The organism is Chitinophaga deserti (genome assembly GCF_003149455.1).
Lineage (GTDB): Bacteria > Bacteroidota > Bacteroidia > Chitinophagales > Chitinophagaceae > Chitinophaga > Chitinophaga deserti.
In genome coordinates this window covers 65,355-83,950 of sequence record NZ_QFFK01000014.1, presented here as the reverse complement: position 1 = coordinate 83,950, position 18,596 = coordinate 65,355, and the positions used below count along the sequence as shown (strand labels likewise).

The following is an 18,596-nucleotide window of genomic DNA, read 5'->3' as shown; positions in this document are numbered from 1 at the left end:
CATGCACCAGCACCATGTAAACCTGGCCCTGCAAATTGTGCCGCAGGTGCCTTCAGAGAAAGTATATGCCGTAGTAGACGAGGCCATCGCCATCATTCAGCAGAGCGGACTTAAATACCGCGTTTGCCCGTTTGAGACGGTTATGGAAGGGCCATACGATGCCGTGATGGAAGTAGTGCGCCTGGCACAGGAAGCCTGCTTTAAAGCCGGTGCCGGCCAGTTGCTGGTATATGTGAAGATCCAGAACAACGCAGAAAAATCCGTAACCATCGAGGATAAAACAGGTAAATACGATTAAAAAAAATAGCCCGGTCTGCAATTGCATTCCGGGCATACCACTGATCATCTATTGTTTGACTGACTATTGATATTCAAACGTTTCTGTTGCAGAAACCTCTCCACCGTCTTTCTCAACACCTGATACCGGGTAACCCTGCCCATCATACTTATATTCGTACCGGGTGGTTACGGTGGCTTTCGCCTGTTTACTGCGGAAGCTCATGGCAATAACTTCATTATCACTCATCAGGAGTACCATTGCCGCCGGGTGCATCAGCAGCGGCATGCGGGCGCCAATATATGGGTTGGTTTTCTTTCCGTATACCAGTTCCATTACCCCCACGGTATCTTTACCGTTGGCAGCTACGGAAGCGATGGAGCGCACGTTTTTACCGTCGTAACGGATTACCTGGTGATGAAATGCTTCAGGATCATCTTTACTATCCTTCTTAATTTGTGTTACCTGCCCGTTCTCTATAGTGAATTTCCAGTTAACGGTACTAACGGGCTGGTCATCGTCTCCATCTTCGAAGATCCTTTCTATGCCGGTTGCAGCACTTCCGTCCGGCGAATACTGATAGAGGAAAGCATGCCTTTTCCCATCGCTCCATATCACCATCCTGCTAAGTTGTCCCTGCTGGTTGTAAGCGAATTCGCGCTTATTCTCCTGTTCAGCATCTTTCTGTGCAGTACCGGTAAGCCGGTGCTGGCTGTCGTAGGTAAACAGATAGGATTCCGGTACATCACCTGCAAGGGTGCGCACATGTTTCTTAAGATAACGGGTAGCTGCAGGGGAATGCGCTGCCTGCAATGTAGAATCTCCTGTGTTTGGGGTGGCGGATGCTTCATATCCACCAAGGCAAATCAGCCCTGCTGCTGCAAGCATCCACTTTAAATTCGGTTTCATATGCTGTTGCTTTTGTTCGTTAACATGCTAATGTAATGCAATCCCTCACCGGGTACATCCCACGGGTGGTGAACTGCATCTGCTGCGTTGCGTATCGTCGTTTTAGGCAGTTGAACTGCCGGTAGTGATCTCCGAAGTACATAACCACTGCAGCATTTTTGCTATGCCGAACGCGTGAGATATTAAGGGCGATATTCGTATTGAACGATCGTAGAATCAGTTTCACCGGCTTCTATGCCAGCCTGGCGGACAGGATATCCCTGCTTATCGTACTGGTAAACGAATTTCTCCCTGAGGTCAACGTTGAATCCGGGAATTCGGTACCGTTGCGTCAGTGGTTCATTGGCGCTTTGAAAAAATAAGTTGTTACCCGTAGGGCTTACAAAGAATTTTGTTTTACCAGCTGAGAAAGGATTGCTTTTGGTGCCATACGTCCATTCTGCGAAAAGCACAGTATCAGCGACCTGGGCAGCCGGTGTCTGCAGGAAAGATGTAACGTTATCTCCGGTGTATCTGATAAAGTAATCAACAGTGGGCTTTATACCAGCAGAGTCACGCTGCCGGATGCGGACTACGCGGTTGTTCTCGATCGTGTATGACATGAAATGAACATCCGTTTTCACATTGGTAGCTTTCAAATAGAATCTTTCCACAGCGGTATCCGGCCTGCCGTTTACATAGTGAATATGAATGCGGGAAAGAACATCTTCCGTCCAGACTTCGTTCATAATGGCATTACCATCGTTGTCGTAGGATGTTCTCATGCCATCTTCACCATTATCCTGAATAAAAGAGGCAAGGCGGTTCTGAGCGTTGTAGGTGATGGTAACACCGTCAACTTTTGTATTACCGTTCTTCTCGCCCGCCCATATGAGGTATTTCAGGGGGACTGGTTCATCTTTTGGAGGGGAGTCGTTATTGTTTTTGGAACAGGCAGTCAGCAGCAGCGTGCATGCAGCCAGGCTAAGCATTTGCTTCATGGCAATGGGGTTTAATTATCGAATACATGGTTTCGCCGCGAATATGAAATGTTGTGAGGAGAAAATCAATGGAAGGGTAGTGAGTTGAGGGTTGGCGGGTGTGAATGGTTGAGGCAGGGTAATGAAAGAAAAAAGCCTTCCCTCAAATGGGGAAGGCTTCTGCTATAAAGATCAGTTGAATTAAGAAAATAATACACCGCCAAACACCAGGTAAGCCATAGCGAGGGTTACAAGGATATTGAATACCTGTGCGATGATAAATGCCATGGCCGGACGGCCGTTTTCCATTCTGAAGATATCGGTAAACTTCGTTTCCAGTCCGATGCAGGTAAATGCCAGGGCAAAGAAGCAGGTTTGCAGTTCCTTGATCGGCGCTTTAATAGCTTTTACCGTAGCAGGAGAGAGCAGGAACGAAAATACCAGTGAAACAAGAATGAAGCCCAGTACGAACTTGGGGAACCTGTCCCAGATAGTGCGCAGGCCCGGTTTGGGTTGATTGGCAGTTTTCTTGGAATACGCCCACCAAAATGAGATTAAGAAAGCAGCAGCGCCCAGCAGTACGTTCTGAGAGAACTTAACGAGTGTGGCATATTTCAAAGCTTCTTCGCCAAGTAAGGTTCCTGCTGCCACAACCGCGCCGGAAGTATCTATGGTACCACCGAGCCATGCGCCTGCTACTTCAGGCGGCATGTTCATCCACTGCGCAACGTAAGGCATGAAAATCATCATGGGGATGGCTACGATCAGTACCAGTGAAATCACGTGGGATAATTTCTTGTTATCTCCCTCAATAGCACCGGATGTAGCAATGGCGGCAGATACACCGCAAATGCTCACCGCGCTGGATATCATCATACGGAACTCATCATCCAGCCCGAATTTCTTACAAAGCCAGAAAGTAAAGTACCAAACGGTAAACACAACTACTACGGATTGCAGCACGCCAAGCCCGCCGCCTTTCATCAGTTCCTGGAATATGATGCCGGAACCCAGCAGCACCAGACCGGTTTTAATAAACAGCTCTGTTTGCAGGGCAGGCCTGATCCATTCCGGTAAACCTATTACGTTACTGATAAAAAGGCCCAGCAGCAGGCTGAACAATACGATCTCGATACCAAGATCTTTAATGGCAGCGTTGGCAGTAATCACCTGCGCAAACATAGATATGGCGAATATGGCCAGTGCGCCGGTGAACAGTCCGCCGGAGATTTTTTTACCTCCCAGCAGGTAAGCGATCAGGAGCGCGCCAATTACCCAGCCGAACGTACCGGCCATTTTGCCGTAGTTGGAAAGATCGGTAAGGCGGGTAAGGAAGTCGTGCCCGTTGTTCCAGTCGAATTTTGGCATGGCCGGGTGCAGGCCCACAAGGATCAGGCTAATGGCAGTAAATGCCAGTATAACCGAGATCCAGTCTTCATGAAGAGCAATTTTCTTTTGCATCATTTAATGGTTAGTGAAAAAAGATATATCCTATCATTATTGCAGCGATAATACCTACGGCGTCGGCAATAAGTCCGCAGGTGAGGGCATAGCGGGTATTTTTGATATTTACGGAGCCGAAATATACGGCCAGTACATAAAACGTGGTTTCTGTGGAGCCCTGCATAATACAGGCGAGGCGGCCAACGAAAGAATCCGGGCCATGTGTTTTCATCAGTTCCACCATGATGCCGCGTGCGCCGCTGCCACTGAAGGTTTTCATAATACCAACGGGCAATGCAGGCACAAAGTCGGTGTTCAGTCCCATCAGCGCTACTACATAAGCGATGCCATTGGTAATGAAATCCAGGCAACCGGTAGCTCTGAACACTGCAATACCTACGAGGATGGCTACGAGATAGGGGATGATCATTACGGCTGTAGTGAACCCTTCTTTGGCGCCGTCGATAAATGCTTCATACACATTGATCTTCTTCTGCCAGCCTACTACAAGGAAAGAGGTGATGATGGAGAAGATGATGATACCGCCCAGCATGGCAGTTTTCACTGCGATCTCTTCCTGTGGCATATTGCGCATCCAGAGATAAAGCAGGTACATCAGCCCGATAAACCCGCCAACAAAAAAGAGCAGGGCAGGGCGGAACAGGTTGATGCGCTGATATATTGCCACGGCAATCATGCCGGATATGAATGAAATGAATGTGCCGATCATGGTGGGAATGAAGATGTCCGCCGGATTAGCGGCACCCATGGTAAGCCGCATAGCCATAACTGCTGTAGGGATCATAGTGATCCCGGCTGTATTCAGCACCAGGAACATGATCTGCGCATCAGTGGCGGTGTCTTTCTTCGGGTTCAGCTCCTGCAACTCATTCATGGCCTTTAGTCCCATGGGGGTAGCGGCATTATCGAGGCCGAGGGCGTTGGCTGAGAAGTTCATCACTACCGAGCCCATGGCAGGGTGCTTGTCCGGAATGCCGGGAAAGAGCCGCCTGAACAGGGGATTTACTCCCCGGGCCAGTTTTGCAATCATCCCGGCGCGCTCGCCTATCTTCATGATACCCAGCCAGAAAGCCATCATACCGGTAAGGCCGATAGCGATTTCAGCACCGGTTTTCCCGCTTTCGAAGAGGCTGGTGGTCATTTTCCCGAATATTTCGACGTCACCCATAAAGATGAGCCGGAAGAGCGCCACGGCGAAAGAAATCACGAAAAATGCGATCCAGACGTAGTTTAAAGCCATAAATATCCCTGGTATTAGATGGTATTAAGCGGCCAAAATATGGTTTTTATTCCATCCTACGCCACAAAATTGTGATATGTAACTCCCGGATTACAACTACTGGCCGTTACGCGCTGAAATACAGAATGCTTTTCCTATCTTTGCGCAAATTTTTTCAAAAATGGCCTTGCAAGCAGGAATTGTCGGATTACCGAACGTAGGGAAGTCTACTTTGTTTAATGCTGTATCAAACAGCGCAAAAGCCGAAGCGAGCAATTACCGCTTCTGCACCATCGAGCCCAACGTTGGATTGGTGGATGTGCCGGATGAGCGCATAGACAAGCTCGCTGAACTAGTTCAGCCCAACCGTACCGTGCCCACCACCATGGAGTTCGTGGACATTGCCGGCCTCGTAAAAGGCGCCAGCAAGGGAGACGGCCTGGGTAACAAGTTCCTCGCTAACATCCGTGAAGTTGATGCTATCGTTCACGTAATCCGCTGCTTCGAAGACGAGAATATCCTCCGCGACGAAGGTCCTATCAACCCCGTTAACGATAAGGGCATCATCGATACCGAGCTGCAGCTGAAAGATCTCGAAAGCGTGGAAAAGAAAATTGCCCGCACAGAGAAAATGGCTAAAACCGGTGGCGATCCTAAAGCTAAAATTGAATTCGAAACCCTGAAACGCTGCCAGGAATTCCTGGAACAGGGCCGCAATATCCGCGAACTGGGCCTCAGCAAAGAAGATAAATCCGCTATCGCAGATCTCTTCCTGCTGACCGACAAGCCCGTTCTCTATGTAGCTAACGTAGACGAAGGTTCCATCCTCACCGGTAACAAATTCTCCAAAGCGCTTGAAGAAGCAGTGAAGGCAGAAAACGCAGAGGTGATCATCATGAACAACTCTATCGAAGCACAGATCAGTGAACTGGAAGATGCTGCTGATAAAGAATTGTTCTTCTCAGAATACGGCCTTACCGAGCCGGGCCTTAACCGCCTCATCCGCTCCACTTACAAACTGCTGAACCTGATCACTTATTTCACCGCCGGCGTGCAGGAAGTACGTGCCTGGACGATCCTCCGTGGCTGGAAAGCCCCGCAGGCCGCCAGTGTGATCCACACCGATTTCGAGAAAGGATTCATCAAAGCAGAGGTTATTTCTTACGACGACTACGTAAAATTCGGTTCCGAATCTTCCGCACGCGACAATGGCCGCCTGCGTATTGAAGGCAAGGAATACATCGTTAGCGATGGAGATGTGATGCATTTCCGTTTCAACGTATAAAGATACTCTTGAGCAATCATGAGGGTTACAACAAAAGAAGGCCCCGGTGTAAAACCGGGGCCTTCGCTATTATGGCAAATCAGAAAAAGACTAGAGATTGTACCCGAGGGAAACATATGCCTGAGTGCCCACGGTGGGGTTACCCCAGGATTGGGTGTATTTCTTCCCGGTAAGGTTAGCACCACCGATTTTGATGGTCAGCTTCGGTTTGGGGAACAACTTGGATATCTGGGCATCCAGCGCACCGTATGCAGGGATGTTGCCGAGATTGTTCACGCGTACGAGCGGACCAACGAAGGAGGAAGACCATACAAAGGCTTCCTGCCAGCGCCAGGAGATGTTGAAGCCGAAATTGCTCTGCGCGATGTTACGGTTGCCGAAATTGATGTTATACCGGTTACGAGGTGTATTGTACATGGCCTGGAAACCACCAAGCGATTCCTCATCTAGGAGTTTGTTGTAAGAAACGTTACCTCCAACGGTGAAGTTGGCAGGGAGGCGATAATCGAGGCCCAGTGCCCAGCCCCATGATTTGATGTCTTTCTCATAGTTCACGGGAACGCTATACACTTCCTGACCCTGTGGGGTTACTTTTATGAGCACCTGGCTGCCGTTGAAGTTTTTAAAGGTATTGGTATATACGTAAGCATCGATGAGCAGTTTGCTGGCCACCAGCGCTTTGTACCCGATCTCAAATGCTTCCACTTTCTCCGGTTTGAATTCGCGGAAAGTGTATTGCTTTGGCGCACCGGCCTGCACAGATTCCAGCGAAAATACGTTCGGACCGTTGAGGCCGTAGCGCTCACGCAGGAAGGGGAGGCCACCGAGCAGGCGGGCCTGCGGTGTCAGCAGATCGATATACTGATCCTGTGTATGCGGGATGCGGAAACCGGTCTGGAAGGAAGCGCGTAGATTATGAGTATTGAAGAAGGTATATACGGCAGAAAGCCTTGGGCTGAATTGCCCCTTGAAATTCTCGTTTTTGTCGTAACGCAAAGCTGCGCTAAGTTTCAGGTTGTCTTCCAGCAGTTTTTTACCTACCTGAACATAACCGCCGTATTCGTTGATGCGGAATTCTTTACCGTTATCGTCCAGCGCGAAGATTGTTTTTTCTGAGTTCAGTGCATATACACGATAGTTACCGCCTACCATCAGTTCCATGAAGCTGATCTGGTTTTTGAAGTTGTACATGAACTCTCCCTGATACAGGTTCGTTTTATCCATAAACTTGGCGCCGATGCCTGTTGCGAGGCTTCCGGGGATAGGTTTGTCCTTCACTTTGTTGGCTGCCGCTTCAAACTCAGCTGTTCCCGGCATGAGGCGTCCGCGGTCAGCAAATGCGCGTGCGGTATTATGGAAATTAGCGCTGCCTCCTTTTGCTGCTGCGCTTGCTGTGGCAAATGCCTGGGCAGGATTCTGACCACCCTGCAGCGCCTGCTGGAATGCGGTGGAGAATGTAGTTAACCCCTGTGTAGCGTAGTTACCGAAATACTCAGGGAACCATTTGTTCTGGCTCGAGCTCCAGGCTTCGTTAATACCGGAACCAAGTGTACCCACGGCATAAGAATCGCCGGAGCGCTCCTGCGTGGTGTAGGCACGAACATAGAAGTTATCTGCGCGCAGCTCTATTTTATACTGTCCCATCCGGAAGTTCTTGATGGAATAGCGGTCTGCCCCTGTGTACACGGTAGTACCGGTGCCGTAGCTGCCCTGCACAAGGAGTTCCAGGTTGGGATTGAACTTGTAATGTATTGCAGCGTTCACTTTCAGGTTCTTGGTTTCGTAATCTGCCAGATCCCTTTCATTATATCCTGTGCGGGATACGAAAGTACGGGCACTGTCTGGCATAAAGCCGGCATATATCTGCTGGGGGGTAATTAAGCCGCCTGTTGCAGCAGATAAAGCAGCGATACCGTTACCCAGCGGATTGCCGGGTGTAAATGCGGCTGCTTTTAAGGCCTGGTACATGTTCACATTGGTTTCGTCGCCATAAATATTGACGCCGTTGTAACCGGGATTGGCGCGTGTACCATCCAGACCATGACCGTTGAGCAGGCTCTGGTCACGGTCATCATATGCCTGCCAGTCGTCTGCTTTAATATATCCGAGGTTTACCTTGAAAGCGAATTTCTCATTGATGGCCTTAGCATAGCGGACAGCTACATCGTAATACCCTGTGGTGCCTTTGCTTCTGCCGCTCTCGCTGAGGATGCCGGATTTGATATTAGCGCTGAGACCCTGGTATTGGAAGGGGCTTTTACTGTTCAGCAGCACAATGCCGTTAAGGGCATTGGGACCATACAGTGCGGAAGCCGCACCGGGCAGTACTTCCACGTTGTCCATATCCAGCTCGGTGATACCTACTATATTACCCACGGAGAAGTTGAGGCCGGGCGCCTGGTTGTCCATACCATCGATCAGCTGCAGCATACGGGTGTTACCATTGCTGTTGAAGCCGCGGGTGTTTACGGACTTGAAAGTGAGGCTCTGGGTACTGAGTTCCACGCCTTTCATATTAGCCAATGCGTCATAAAACGTAGGCGCAGGGGAGGCCTTGATGGCCCTGTTATCTATTTTCTCGATGGATACCGGCGATTCCAGTGCGCTTTGTGCGGTACGGTTAGCCGATACAACTACTTCCTGACCAAGGATCTCGGTGGAAGACAGCTGAACGTTTACCGCCGCGGAAGCGTCTGTTACCGTTTGCTCAACAGGCTTGTAACCAACATAAGAAAACACGAGCGTCATCGGGAGCCGGTGCGTGGTGCGTACGGTAAACTCACCATTAGCATTGGTAACCGCGCCTGCGTTGGCGCCTTTTACAGACACCGAAACCCCGGGAAGCCCCTGGCGGGTGGTGGCATCCGTAACGGTACCAGTTATATTCTGTTGCTGTTGGGCCAGGGAAGGATGACATAGCAATACCAGCAATGTGGCCAGCAAGCTAAAGCTTTGTCTACATACTTTCATAAGGTGAGAATTTGGTGAATGGAATCGCGCAGGTTTGGATATTTGGTTCGTGAAAATGAATAGGTTACATAACAGTATCAGTTGATAGAGAGAAGTTAAGATTTTTTTTGAAAACCAAAAATTTTTCTATTAAAAATATGGGTAATACAAGGATGTACGGCGCCATCTTAACAGGTTGGGTACCGTTGAAATACAGGAAGTTATAAAAGAGGGAGTTAGTCCTGCCCGAGGAAGCTGCTGAGGATCAGCCCTATTTTCCCGAATTCAATCAGGAAGCCGTCGTGGCCATAGGGAGAATCGATTTCATGGTAGATGCAGTTATGCATATGGCTGGCCAGCAGGGTTTGCTCCTGCGGGGGACAGAGAATATCGCTGGTGATCCCGATCAGCAGGGTGCGCTGCTCGATCTGGCGAAGGGTAGTAGCCACATCGGCATGGCGGCCGCGGGAGATGTTGTGGCTGTCCATGGCTTTGGTCAGCAACCAGTAACTCTGGGCGTTAAAGCGGCGTACGAGCTTATCGCCCTGGTAAATAATATAGGAAGCGGCTTTAAAGTTGTCGGTTTTCTCCTTATCAGGGTCCGTTTGCGCGGCCATAAAGGTCTGATAGTTCCGGTAAGTGAGCATGCCGATGGCACGGGCAGCTTTAAGGCCTTTGGCGCCTGCATCTTTACGGGCTTCTTCCCAACTGCCGTCTGCCTCAATGGCAAGCCGCTGGGAAGTATGTACAGCAATACCCCAGGCGCTTTCTGCAGCACCGGTACAGAGGAGGAAGAGCTGCCCGATACGCTCCGGCTCCATAAGTGCCCACTCGAGCACCTGGTAGCCCCCCATACTGCCACCAGCCAGCAAATGGATCCGGTCGATGCCAAGATGTTTGCGGAGAAGGATATGGGCATGAACGATATCGCGGATGGTGACCTGCGGAAAGCTTCGGTACCAGGGTTCCCCGGTTGCAGGGTCGGTACTGAGCGGCCCCGAACTCCCATAGCAGGAGCCGAGGATATTGGCACAAACGATAAAATGCCGCTGCGGGTCGATCACTTTGCCATCACCTACCAGTCCCTGCCACCAGTCTGCCGCATCCGAATTTGCGGTAAGGGCATGACAGATCCATACCACGTTATCGGCATGCGGGCTAAGCGTCCCGTAAGTGTGATACGCGATCTCGATCCCGGGCAAAACCGCTCCGGATTCGAGTGTAAAAGGCTGACGGCTGTGAAAGGTCTGCAATGACAACGGCTTGAAAAATTTTGCGCAAACCTACAAAAGTAAGCGGCCATTTACAAATATGCACGGATAAACCGCGTTTGTCATCCTTATGTTATTCATGCAGATATTTTATCTTTGATGAGCGGCGTAACCGCTAATTTTACATTAAACCGAATATTTAAGAGATATGAAGATCGCTTTACAACGCATAGACGACGGGTTTAACATGGAAGCTGTGGACGAGCAGGGCCACAAGGTATTAATGGACTCCTCCGTGGAAAACGGCGGTAAAAACAACGGCGTACGCCCCATGCAGATGCTGATGATGGGCCTCGGCGGCTGTTCCGCTATCGACGTAGTGATGATCCTCAAGAAACAGCGCCAGGAAATCACGGACTTCCGCATCGAGATCGAGGCCGACCGTGAGAAGGGTAAAGAACCGTCTCTCTGGGAAAAAGCGCATATTATATTTCATATCTCCGGCAAAGTGGACGCTGATAAAGCCGCCCGCGCCGTTGAGCTTTCCATGAACAAATACTGCTCCGTAGCCGAAACCCTCCGCCAGGGTAAAACGCAGCTTACCTGGGAAGTGAAACTGAACGCCTGATACCAAACTGAAAGATGAAAAAAAGAAAGATAAAACCGACCTACCGGCCAGAAACCAAGGCCATTCGCATACAACCCGGCAGAACGCCGAATATGGAACACAGCAGCCCGATGTACCTTACCTCCAGCTTCTGTTATGAAGATGCGGAATCAATGCGGGCAGCATTTGCAGATGAAACAGATGCATATATCTATTCCCGCTTCAGTAACCCTACCGTAGAAGAGTTCACCCAGCGCATGTGCGCACTGGAAGGAGCGGAGAGTGGCTTTGCCACCGCTTCGGGCATGAGCGCCATCTTCGGCAGCTTCATGGCATTCCTGAAAGCGGGCGACCACCTGCTGAGCAGCGCCTCCATCTTCGGCTCCACCCACACCGTGATCACTAAGTTCCTGCCTAAATGGAACATCGGCCATACTTACTTCGATCTCAACAAGCCTGAGACTATCGAAGCGCTCATTCAGCCCAATACGAAGATGATCTTTGTGGAAACACCTTCCAACCCCGGGCTCGACCTGATCGACCTGGAAGTGGTAGCGAAGATTGCCAATAAGCATAACGTTCTCCTCAACGTCGATAACTGCTTTGCCACGCCTGCCATTCAGCGCCCCCTCGAACTGGGAGCCGACCTGGTAACGCATTCGGCCACCAAATGGCTCGATGGACAGGGCCGCGTTCTGGGAGGCATTGTACTGGGTAAAAAGGAGCTGGTGGATGAAGTATACGCTTTCTGCCGCAGCACAGGCCCCTCGCTCAGTCCGTTTAACGCCTGGGTACTGGCCCGCAGCCTCGAAACCCTGCATGTGCGTATGGAGCGCCACTCCGGCAACGCCCTTTCCCTTGCCCAGGCCCTCGAAGGCAACAGGCACCTGGAATGGGTAAAATACCCCTTCCTGCCATCGCACCCGCAATACGCCATCGCACAACAGCAGATGTCGGCCGGCGGAGGCATCGTGTGCTTTGAACTGAAAGGGGGACTGGAAAGAGGCCGCCGCTTCCTCGACCAGCTGGAACTGCTGAGCCTCACCGCCAACCTGGGCGACAGCCGCAGCATTGCCTCCCATCCGGCATCCACCACACACGCCAAGCTGAGCGAAGCGGAGCGAGTGAATGTGGGCATCACCCCGGGGCTTATCCGCATCTCCTGCGGCCTGGAACATAAAGACGATATTCTGGAAGACGTGCTGCAGGCGCTGGAGAACAGCATCTGATACCCGCCCGGCTTTCCTTCATACGGCAATGCATGTAATTGAGAAGAAATGTGTAAATTCCTTCCCGATTACATGCATTCCTTTTTAAACCTTACCGCATGCGCTTTGTGCTCACAATCCTTTTTACCGCCCTGCTGGGTTATATCCTCGGACTTTTCCTGCCCTGGTGGGCAATAGCCATCGCGGCTTTCATTGTGGCCCTCATCTGGCAACAGCGCCCCGGTAAAGCATTCATCAGCGGCTTTCTCGCCATCTTCCTTTTATGGGGCATCCTCGCCTGGGTGGCCGACATCCGGAATGACCATATCCTCAGCAACCGCATGAGCGAGCTGATAGCCGGAAGCCGCATGCCCTGGGTACTCATCCTTGCTTCTTCTCTTATCGGAGGACTGGTAGCCGGTATGGGAGCCCTTTCCGCCAGCGTGCTGCGGCCCGCACCCCGGAAAGCAGCATGATCTGTTCATGTGTGTTAAAATTTGCATAAAAGGACCGGGCGCACTACTCCCGTGTAGGGCCATCCGTTACATTTGACACATGATGAAAGCTCTGATACCCTGTTTCCTATTCCTGTTTGTATTACCTGCTTCAGGCGCACAGGTCCGCGGCGTTGTCACCAATGAAAGCGGGGCACCCCTTCCATTTGCCACCATCATGATCAAAGGTACCACCTTGGGTACCACCACCAACGCGAATGGCGCTTATCAGCTAGACATCACCGTCGGCAGCCACATCATCGTTTGCCAGTATATGGGGTACCGCAAAGCGGAAAAGAGCGTTACTGCAGGCGATGCGCCCGTGGAACTGAATTTCACCCTGCAGCCGGTAAGCCTCCAGATGAAGGAAGTAGTCGTGAAATCAGGCGGGGAAGATCCTGCATATGCCATCATCAGGCAGGCCATCAAAAAGCGCCCGTTCTACCTCTCACAGGTAAAAGCCTACACCTGCGAATCCTACATTAAAATGCTGGCCCGCCTGCGTAAAATGCCCAAACGGGTATTTGGCCAGAAGGTAGATGCAGATGAATTAGGGGTAGACTCCACCGGCAAAGGCATCGTAGCCCTCACCGAATCCCTCACCAAAATAGCCTGGCGCGACCCCGACATGAAGCTCGATGTGGTATCCAGCCGCTCCAGTGGTGGCGGGCTCGGCTTCAGCATTCCCACCATCATCAACTTCTATCAGAACAATGTGGAAGCCATGGAATCGCAGATAGGCCCCCGTGGCTTTATTTCTCCCATCGCCGATAATGCATTGTCCCATTATAAATACCGCCTCGAAGGCACCTTTGTAGACGATGGTAAGCTGGTCAACAAGATCCTGGTGATCCCGCGCCGTAAATACGAGCCGGTATTTGCAGGGCATATTTATATTACGGAAGATGACTGGCGTATTCACAGCACCGACCTCATGCTCACCAAAGAGTACCAGCTGGAACTGATCGATACCCTCGTCATCCGCCAGACGCATGTGCCGGTAGCGCCGGATGTATGGCGCACGAAAGACCAGGTAGTGTACCTCGCCGTAAAAGTGTTTGGCTTCGAAGTTACCGGCACTTCCGTGAATGTATACTCCAACTACAACCTGAGCCCCGTGTTCCCGAAAAACTACTTCAATAAAGTGGTAATGAAATACCAGAAGGATGCGGAGTGGAGGAGTATTAAGTATTGGGACAGTATCCGTCCGCTGCCACTGGAAGCCGATGAGCTTCGGGATTTTCATGTGAAAGACAGTACCGCACGCGCCCGCCGCGATTCAACCCGCAGCCGCCAGCACCTGGATTCCCTCCGTGCGAAACCACAACCCGTTAAGCCTATGCAGGTGCTCTGGAGCGGATGGAGCCACAACTGGTATTTCCAGGGAGATACTTCTGTACAGTCTCACACATTCCGCATGCCGGGCCTCGCGAGAGGACTGAGTTACAACACCGTGGAAGGGGTGGCTTTACAAATCAATCCATCCGTTACATTCAGTTTACCGAACCGGAAATACCTCACCTGGCAATCCAGTGCGCGGTATGGATTTTCCAATACACACCTACAGGCGCAAACGGGGCTCACGTTAACCAATGTACCTAAAGGCGGGGTAGGCGTGCGTAATACCTGGAGCGCTTCAGGTGGCAAGCGCATCACACAGTTTAACCGCGCCAATCCCATCGGGCCGATCATGAATGAATTGTATACCCTGCTGCTGAAAGAGAATTACATGAAATTGTATGAAAGTAAGTTCGCCACACTGGGTTTCAGCAGGGTATATGAAAGCACCTTAGCATTAAGCGCCTTTGCTTTATATGAAGATCGTAACGCAGTGGAGAATACAACGGACTTCGTGATCTTTAAAAATGCAAAGAAATCCTTTACACCCAACCACCCTGAAGAACTTGCTGGCGTACCCTTTGGAAAAGAACAGGTACTAACCATTGGCGCCAACATCAGCTATCAGCCCGGTCAGCGCTTTATCGAATACCCCAATGGCAAACAGGCCATCGGTTCCAAATACCCTACTTTCTATGCCGGGTACCGGAAAGGACTGTTAGATGCCAATTTCGATAAATGGAATATAGATGTGAAAGACGATATGAATTTCAAGCTGTTGGGAGCCCTCAAATACCATGTTACGATAGGCGGGTTCCTCAACCGGAAATCTGTTTCTATACCAGACATGCAGCACTTCAACGGGAACCAGACTTTCCTGAACATCCGTTACATGAACAGCTTCCAGCTGGCCAGGTATTACGAGTACAGCACCACTGCCAAACTGTATGCTACGGCGAATGTGGAGCATCACTTCAACGGGCTCCTCACCAACCGCATTCCCCTGTTCAACCGCCTGAAGTGGCACCTGGTAGCAGGGTCAAATGCGTTTTACGTGAACCGGAATAACAATTATGTGGAAGTGTTTGCCGGACTGGAGAACATCCTGAAAGTGATAAGGGTAGATGTGGTGGCAGGTTACCAGAGCCAGGCAGATACCCGGATAGGAGTGCGGCTGGGATTTGGGGGAATACTGGGAGGAGCGTTCAGGGTAGAATAAATAAATTTAACGATGGTAATAAAGACAAAGGCTGCCTTCCCTTTTACGGGAGACAGCCTTTCCTTTTTTTGCTTGCCAAAGGTATCTGAGTACGGTTAAGCGCGGACGCGGAGACTTCTCCGTTTGCCACGGTCTCCCGCTTTTTTAAGTTTTACTTCGCTGTGGGCATGGTAAGCTGCTATGCGGTAAATACAAAATAAAACAATGGCGGTAATGAGGTAAATCGCGTAAATGCTCATATAGATTGCTTTAAGGGGGTTAGAAAATACTCGAACAGCACAGGGTCAAATCCACATACATTATCCCACTTTTCCAAAAGCGTGCCATAATTTAACTGCCATACCGTCAAAATGTTCAATACGATTGATGGATTTGACGAATGTGAGATGAAGACCAGCTTCTTGGAGAATGGGCGGTTTACGCCACCACTTTTTTTTGTAACTTTGCGCCGGCAATGCCTGTCAGGTCCCGCCAGCGGGAGTATGACAAGCACCGTCCAATTGGTAATCAATTTATTAATGAGTTTTGTTCCACCGGCGTTGGTCCTTAAAATTCTAGTATGGTTCTTCACAACAGATTCTCTGCCACCGAGTTAAAAGCACGGTTGGCTGCGGAAACCTTCCGCCGCGTTACGGTATCCTTTTACCAGTACGCCAAAATTTCCGATCCTAAGCTTTTCAGGGATGAATTGTATACCGCCCTCCACGAAATTGAGGTATTCGGCCGCATCTATGTGGCGCACGAAGGTATCAATGCACAGATCAGTATCCCCGAACATCATTTTGACGCATTCCGTCAGCACCTCGATACCATTCCTTTCCTCAAAGGCATCCGCCTCAACGTTGCCGTGGATGATAATGGTAAGTCGTTCTGGGTATTGAAAATCAAGGTGCGCGAAAAAATTGTGGCAGACGGTATCACCGATTCCACATTTGATATGGACAACCGGGGGAAATATCTCAACGCCAGGGAGTTCAATGAGCTTTCCGCCGACCCCGATACCGTGATCATCGACATGCGTAACCACTACGAATTCGAAGTGGGCCATTTCGATAACGCACTCGAAGTACCTTCAGACACCTTCCGGGAGCAACTGCCCATGGCGGTGGATATGATGAAGGACAATAAAGACAAGAACATCATCATGTACTGCACCGGCGGCATCCGTTGCGAGAAAGCCTCGGCATACATGCTCCACCATGGCTTCAACAACGTCTTCCACCTGGAAGGCGGCATCATAGAATATTCCAATAAAGCCCGCGAATGGGGCATCCCCAATAAGTTCCGGGGTAAGAACTTCGTGTTCGACGACAGGCTGGGCGAGCGCATCACGGAAGAGATCATCTCCCAGTGCCACCAGTGCGGCGCCCCCTGCGATACGCATGTCAACTGCGCCAACGAAGGCTGCCACCTCCTGTTTATCCAATGCGAGAAATGCGCGGAGCAATTCAACAAATGCTGCAGCCAGGCCTGTACAGATGTAATTGCCCTGCCCGAAGAAGAACAGGCGGAAATGCGTAAGGGGATAGACAAGGGGCTGATGCTTTTCAACAAACGTAAGAAAAGGCGTACAGCACCTCCCGGGGAATCAGCGCTTTAGATAGCGGTTCTGCAGAATTCTTTCCATCACTTCATCGCGCAGCGCACGGCTGACGGGCACTTCATGAGCGCCCACCGTAATCGTATTGCCCTCTATGCTGTCGATTTTACCGGCAGCAACGATGTAAGATTTATGGACTTTGATGAACTGCTCTGCAGGCAGGTATTCTTCCACTGCTTTAAACGTGAGGTAAGTAATGTATTTGCGTTGTGTGGTATGCACGGCTATATAGTTCTGCAGGGCTTCCACGAAAAGCACATCCTCCAGGCGTATCTTTTCCAGCCGGTGCTCGCATTTGATATAGAAGTGATCCGGCGGGGCGGTTTTCAATAAAGCTTTCGCCTTGCTGACTGCTTTAAAGAAACGTTCGAACGATACCGGCTTCAGCAGGTAATCGAGCACATCCAGTTCAAAACCTTCCAGCGCATGATCGGGATAGGCGGTGGTGATGATGGTAAGCGGCTTTTGCGGGAGAGTACGGAGGAACTCGAGCCCGCTGAGACGTGGCATACGGATATCGAGGAAGAGGAGATCAACAGGCCGTTGCTGGAGGAATTCCGCAGCCTTCATAGCGCTTTCACATTCCCCGGCCCATTCCAGGAAACTGACACCCGCAATATGTTCACGGAGGCCCTGCCGCGCCATCGGCTCATCGTCTACTACCAGACATTGTAATTTCATACCTGCAAGGTTAAGGTGATTGCAAACTGCTCACTGCCAGGTACAATCTGCAATGCGTGTTTTCCATTATACAAAAGCTCCAGCCGCCGCTTTACATTGCTCAGTCCAATCCCCCCGGTGGTACGCTGCGGCTTTGGCTCGCAGGTATTTTCCACGGTAAAGGTAAACTGCCCGTTTTCCCGCGCCATCTGAATATGAACCGAGTTGGCAGCCTGATGCGATATATGCTTGAAGGCATTCTCTACAAAAGGCATGAGCAGCAGGGGCGCAATATCAAAGTCTTTCACATCGGGCGAATGCTCGAATTGGATATCATATTGCTTATCGTGCCGCAGCCTTTGCAGGGCAATGTAGTTTTCGAGGTAAGCGATCTCTTTCGCGATATCGATCTTTTCCGTATTGCATTCGTACAACTGGTAACGGAGGAGGTCAGAGAACCTGAGCAGCGTTTCCCTGGCAAGGTGATTCTCTTTATGGATAAGGAAGTAAATGGTGTTGAGGGAATTAAACAGTGAATGCGGATTGATCTGCGAACGGAGGAACTGCAATTCCTGTTCAGCTCCCGCACGCAGGGCGCTTTGCAAATGATGCAGCGTCCTGATCTGATCGATGTAAAACTTGATTCCCGCCGCGGCGCCTACCATGAAAAACAAGGGGATATATACATCGTACAGCTGGCTGTTCAGCGTGGCATTGGGCCAGTGGGTGATGGTAGAGGCGTAGGGCAGGAGTATCCAGTTTAAAACCTTAATCACCACAAACCCCGTTACACCCACCAATACCGTAAACACCGCGAGAAAAGTGAAGTACCTTTTCTTATACAGGAACTTAGGAATGAGCACGTAATTGGTGAAGTAAACCGCCCCGGCCAGCGAAAGCACTTTCAGCAGTCCGGCTAACACAGTGGGCGTGAGATCAGGGTAATCATCTATCCGCAATGTGATCCAAACCACAAAGAAAGCGGCCCAAAACAGGAAGTGATACAGCCGCCAACGGGTGATTGTCTTTAGAATATCCATGCTGGCTTCAATATAAATGTAAGCAATCTCCCCCACATCTCTTTTACACCAACCGCAGCTTTTCCTTTACGAAATGCAGCATTCTTCTCTATAACCCGCAGCCGCTGCCACTAATAAAAACAGCCCCGGTTAAGGGGCCGCTTCAGGGTTTTACGGA

General features: G+C 50.5%; 16 protein-coding genes. 7 read left to right on the top strand and 9 right to left on the bottom strand.

Annotated elements, in window-relative coordinates; genetic code table 11:
- Nucleotide 1 precedes the first annotated feature (1 nt).
- Nucleotides 2-298 carry a thiamine-binding protein gene (locus DEV76_RS24290; RefSeq protein WP_109700551.1) on the top strand — a complete coding sequence of 99 codons (297 nt, stop codon included), beginning with the start codon at nucleotides 2-4 and terminating at the stop codon, nucleotides 296-298.
- Nucleotides 299-361: 63 nt separating this feature from the next.
- On the opposite strand, the gene DEV76_RS24285 is transcribed toward DEV76_RS24290, so the two are convergent.
- From DEV76_RS24285 to DEV76_RS24270, 4 genes are all read right to left on the bottom strand, one after another.
- Nucleotides 362-1,186 carry a DUF4595 domain-containing protein gene (locus DEV76_RS24285; protein WP_109700550.1) on the bottom strand — a complete coding sequence of 275 codons (825 nt, stop codon included), beginning with the start codon at nucleotides 1,184-1,186 and terminating at the stop codon, nucleotides 362-364.
- A 182-nt stretch (nucleotides 1,187-1,368) separates the two neighbouring features.
- A complete protein-coding gene (locus DEV76_RS24280; RefSeq protein WP_109700549.1) occupies nucleotides 1,369-2,166 on the bottom strand; it encodes a hypothetical protein in 798 nt (265 codons plus the stop codon).
- A gap of 180 nt (nucleotides 2,167-2,346) precedes the next feature.
- A complete protein-coding gene (locus DEV76_RS24275) occupies nucleotides 2,347-3,606 on the bottom strand; it encodes a YeiH family protein (RefSeq protein ID WP_109700590.1) in 1,260 nt (419 codons plus the stop codon).
- A 10-nt stretch (nucleotides 3,607-3,616) separates the two neighbouring features.
- Complete coding sequence (locus DEV76_RS24270; RefSeq protein ID WP_109700548.1) at nucleotides 3,617-4,849, bottom strand: nucleoside recognition domain-containing protein; 1,233 nt, start codon at nucleotides 4,847-4,849, stop codon at nucleotides 3,617-3,619.
- Between the two features lie 160 nt (nucleotides 4,850-5,009).
- Here DEV76_RS24270 and ychF point away from each other — a divergent pair, with 160 nt between their 5' ends.
- Nucleotides 5,010-6,113: a redox-regulated ATPase YchF gene (ychF, locus tag DEV76_RS24265; protein ID WP_109700547.1), complete on the top strand. Its 1,104-nt coding sequence runs from the start codon at nucleotides 5,010-5,012 to the stop codon at nucleotides 6,111-6,113.
- A 90-nt stretch (nucleotides 6,114-6,203) separates the two neighbouring features.
- Here ychF and DEV76_RS24260 read toward each other — a convergent pair whose 3' ends face one another.
- Nucleotides 6,204-9,083, bottom strand: coding sequence for a TonB-dependent receptor (locus DEV76_RS24260; RefSeq protein ID WP_109700546.1), 2,880 nt, complete (start codon nucleotides 9,081-9,083; stop codon nucleotides 6,204-6,206).
- 215 nt (nucleotides 9,084-9,298) lie between these two features.
- Nucleotides 9,299-10,321 (bottom strand): homoserine O-acetyltransferase MetX, encoded by a 1,023-nt coding sequence (metX, locus tag DEV76_RS24255; RefSeq protein WP_232827035.1) that lies wholly within the window; start codon nucleotides 10,319-10,321, stop codon nucleotides 9,299-9,301.
- Nucleotides 10,322-10,481: 160 nt separating this feature from the next.
- Here metX and DEV76_RS24250 point away from each other — a divergent pair, with 160 nt between their 5' ends.
- The 4 genes from DEV76_RS24250 (at nucleotide 10,482) to DEV76_RS24235 (ending at nucleotide 15,139) form a co-directional block, all read left to right on the top strand.
- On the top strand, nucleotides 10,482-10,901 hold the full coding sequence (locus DEV76_RS24250; protein WP_109700544.1) for an OsmC family protein: 420 nt from the start codon (nucleotides 10,482-10,484) through the stop codon (nucleotides 10,899-10,901).
- 14 nt (nucleotides 10,902-10,915) lie between these two features.
- Nucleotides 10,916-12,109 carry a trans-sulfuration enzyme family protein gene (locus DEV76_RS24245; protein WP_109700543.1) on the top strand — a complete coding sequence of 398 codons (1,194 nt, stop codon included), beginning with the start codon at nucleotides 10,916-10,918 and terminating at the stop codon, nucleotides 12,107-12,109.
- A gap of 98 nt (nucleotides 12,110-12,207) precedes the next feature.
- Nucleotides 12,208-12,564, top strand: coding sequence for a hypothetical protein (locus tag DEV76_RS24240; protein WP_109700542.1), 357 nt, complete (start codon nucleotides 12,208-12,210; stop codon nucleotides 12,562-12,564).
- 79 nt (nucleotides 12,565-12,643) lie between these two features.
- The gene (locus DEV76_RS24235; RefSeq protein WP_109700541.1) at nucleotides 12,644-15,139 is read left to right on the top strand and encodes a DUF5686 and carboxypeptidase regulatory-like domain-containing protein; all 2,496 of its coding nucleotides are present in this window, start codon (nucleotides 12,644-12,646) and stop codon (nucleotides 15,137-15,139) included.
- Between the two features lie 95 nt (nucleotides 15,140-15,234).
- Here DEV76_RS24235 and DEV76_RS26040 read toward each other — a convergent pair whose 3' ends face one another.
- On the bottom strand, nucleotides 15,235-15,378 hold the full coding sequence (locus DEV76_RS26040; RefSeq protein ID WP_157963085.1) for a hypothetical protein: 144 nt from the start codon (nucleotides 15,376-15,378) through the stop codon (nucleotides 15,235-15,237).
- 320 nt (nucleotides 15,379-15,698) lie between these two features.
- On the opposite strand from DEV76_RS26040, the gene trhO reads away from it, so the two are divergent.
- Nucleotides 15,699-16,739: an oxygen-dependent tRNA uridine(34) hydroxylase TrhO gene (gene trhO, locus DEV76_RS24230; protein ID WP_109700540.1), complete on the top strand. Its 1,041-nt coding sequence runs from the start codon at nucleotides 15,699-15,701 to the stop codon at nucleotides 16,737-16,739.
- On the opposite strand, the gene DEV76_RS24225 is transcribed toward trhO, so the two are convergent.
- On the bottom strand, nucleotides 16,728-17,420 hold the full coding sequence (locus DEV76_RS24225; RefSeq protein WP_109700539.1) for a LytR/AlgR family response regulator transcription factor: 693 nt from the start codon (nucleotides 17,418-17,420) through the stop codon (nucleotides 16,728-16,730). The two genes, trhO and DEV76_RS24225, sit on opposite strands and share 12 nt — an antisense overlap.
- Nucleotides 17,417-18,439, bottom strand: a complete 1,023-nt coding sequence (locus DEV76_RS24220) for a sensor histidine kinase (RefSeq protein ID WP_157963084.1) — start codon at nucleotides 18,437-18,439, stop codon at nucleotides 17,417-17,419. The genes DEV76_RS24225 and DEV76_RS24220 overlap by 4 nt, the downstream gene beginning before the upstream one ends.
- Nucleotides 18,440-18,596 lie beyond the last annotated feature (157 nt).

Bases quoted from the DNA above. Each gene is read 5' to 3' on its own strand.
- trhO (WP_109700540.1), top strand. From the start codon at position 15,699: ATGGTTCTTCACAACAGATTCTCTGCCACCGAGTTAAAAGCACGGTTG.
- DEV76_RS24235 (WP_109700541.1), top strand. From the start codon at position 12,644: ATGATGAAAGCTCTGATACCCTGTTTCCTATTCCTGTTTGTATTACCT.
- DEV76_RS24270 (WP_109700548.1), bottom strand. From the start codon at position 4,849: ATGGCTTTAAACTACGTCTGGATCGCATTTTTCGTGATTTCTTTCGCC.
- DEV76_RS24245 (WP_109700543.1), top strand. From the start codon at position 10,916: ATGAAAAAAAGAAAGATAAAACCGACCTACCGGCCAGAAACCAAGGCC.
- DEV76_RS24240 (WP_109700542.1), top strand. From the start codon at position 12,208: ATGCGCTTTGTGCTCACAATCCTTTTTACCGCCCTGCTGGGTTATATC.
- DEV76_RS24280 (WP_109700549.1), bottom strand. From the start codon at position 2,166: ATGAAGCAAATGCTTAGCCTGGCTGCATGCACGCTGCTGCTGACTGCC.
- DEV76_RS24275 (WP_109700590.1), bottom strand. From the start codon at position 3,606: ATGCAAAAGAAAATTGCTCTTCATGAAGACTGGATCTCGGTTATACTG.
- DEV76_RS24290 (WP_109700551.1), top strand. From the start codon at position 2: ATGCACCAGCACCATGTAAACCTGGCCCTGCAAATTGTGCCGCAGGTG.
- DEV76_RS24225 (WP_109700539.1), bottom strand. From the start codon at position 17,420: ATGAAATTACAATGTCTGGTAGTAGACGATGAGCCGATGGCGCGGCAG.
- DEV76_RS24250 (WP_109700544.1), top strand. From the start codon at position 10,482: ATGAAGATCGCTTTACAACGCATAGACGACGGGTTTAACATGGAAGCT.
- DEV76_RS26040 (WP_157963085.1), bottom strand. From the start codon at position 15,378: ATGAGCATTTACGCGATTTACCTCATTACCGCCATTGTTTTATTTTGT.
- DEV76_RS24285 (WP_109700550.1), bottom strand. From the start codon at position 1,186: ATGAAACCGAATTTAAAGTGGATGCTTGCAGCAGCAGGGCTGATTTGC.
- DEV76_RS24260 (WP_109700546.1), bottom strand. From the start codon at position 9,083: ATGAAAGTATGTAGACAAAGCTTTAGCTTGCTGGCCACATTGCTGGTA.
- DEV76_RS24220 (WP_157963084.1), bottom strand. From the start codon at position 18,439: ATGGATATTCTAAAGACAATCACCCGTTGGCGGCTGTATCACTTCCTG.
- ychF (WP_109700547.1), top strand. From the start codon at position 5,010: ATGGCCTTGCAAGCAGGAATTGTCGGATTACCGAACGTAGGGAAGTCT.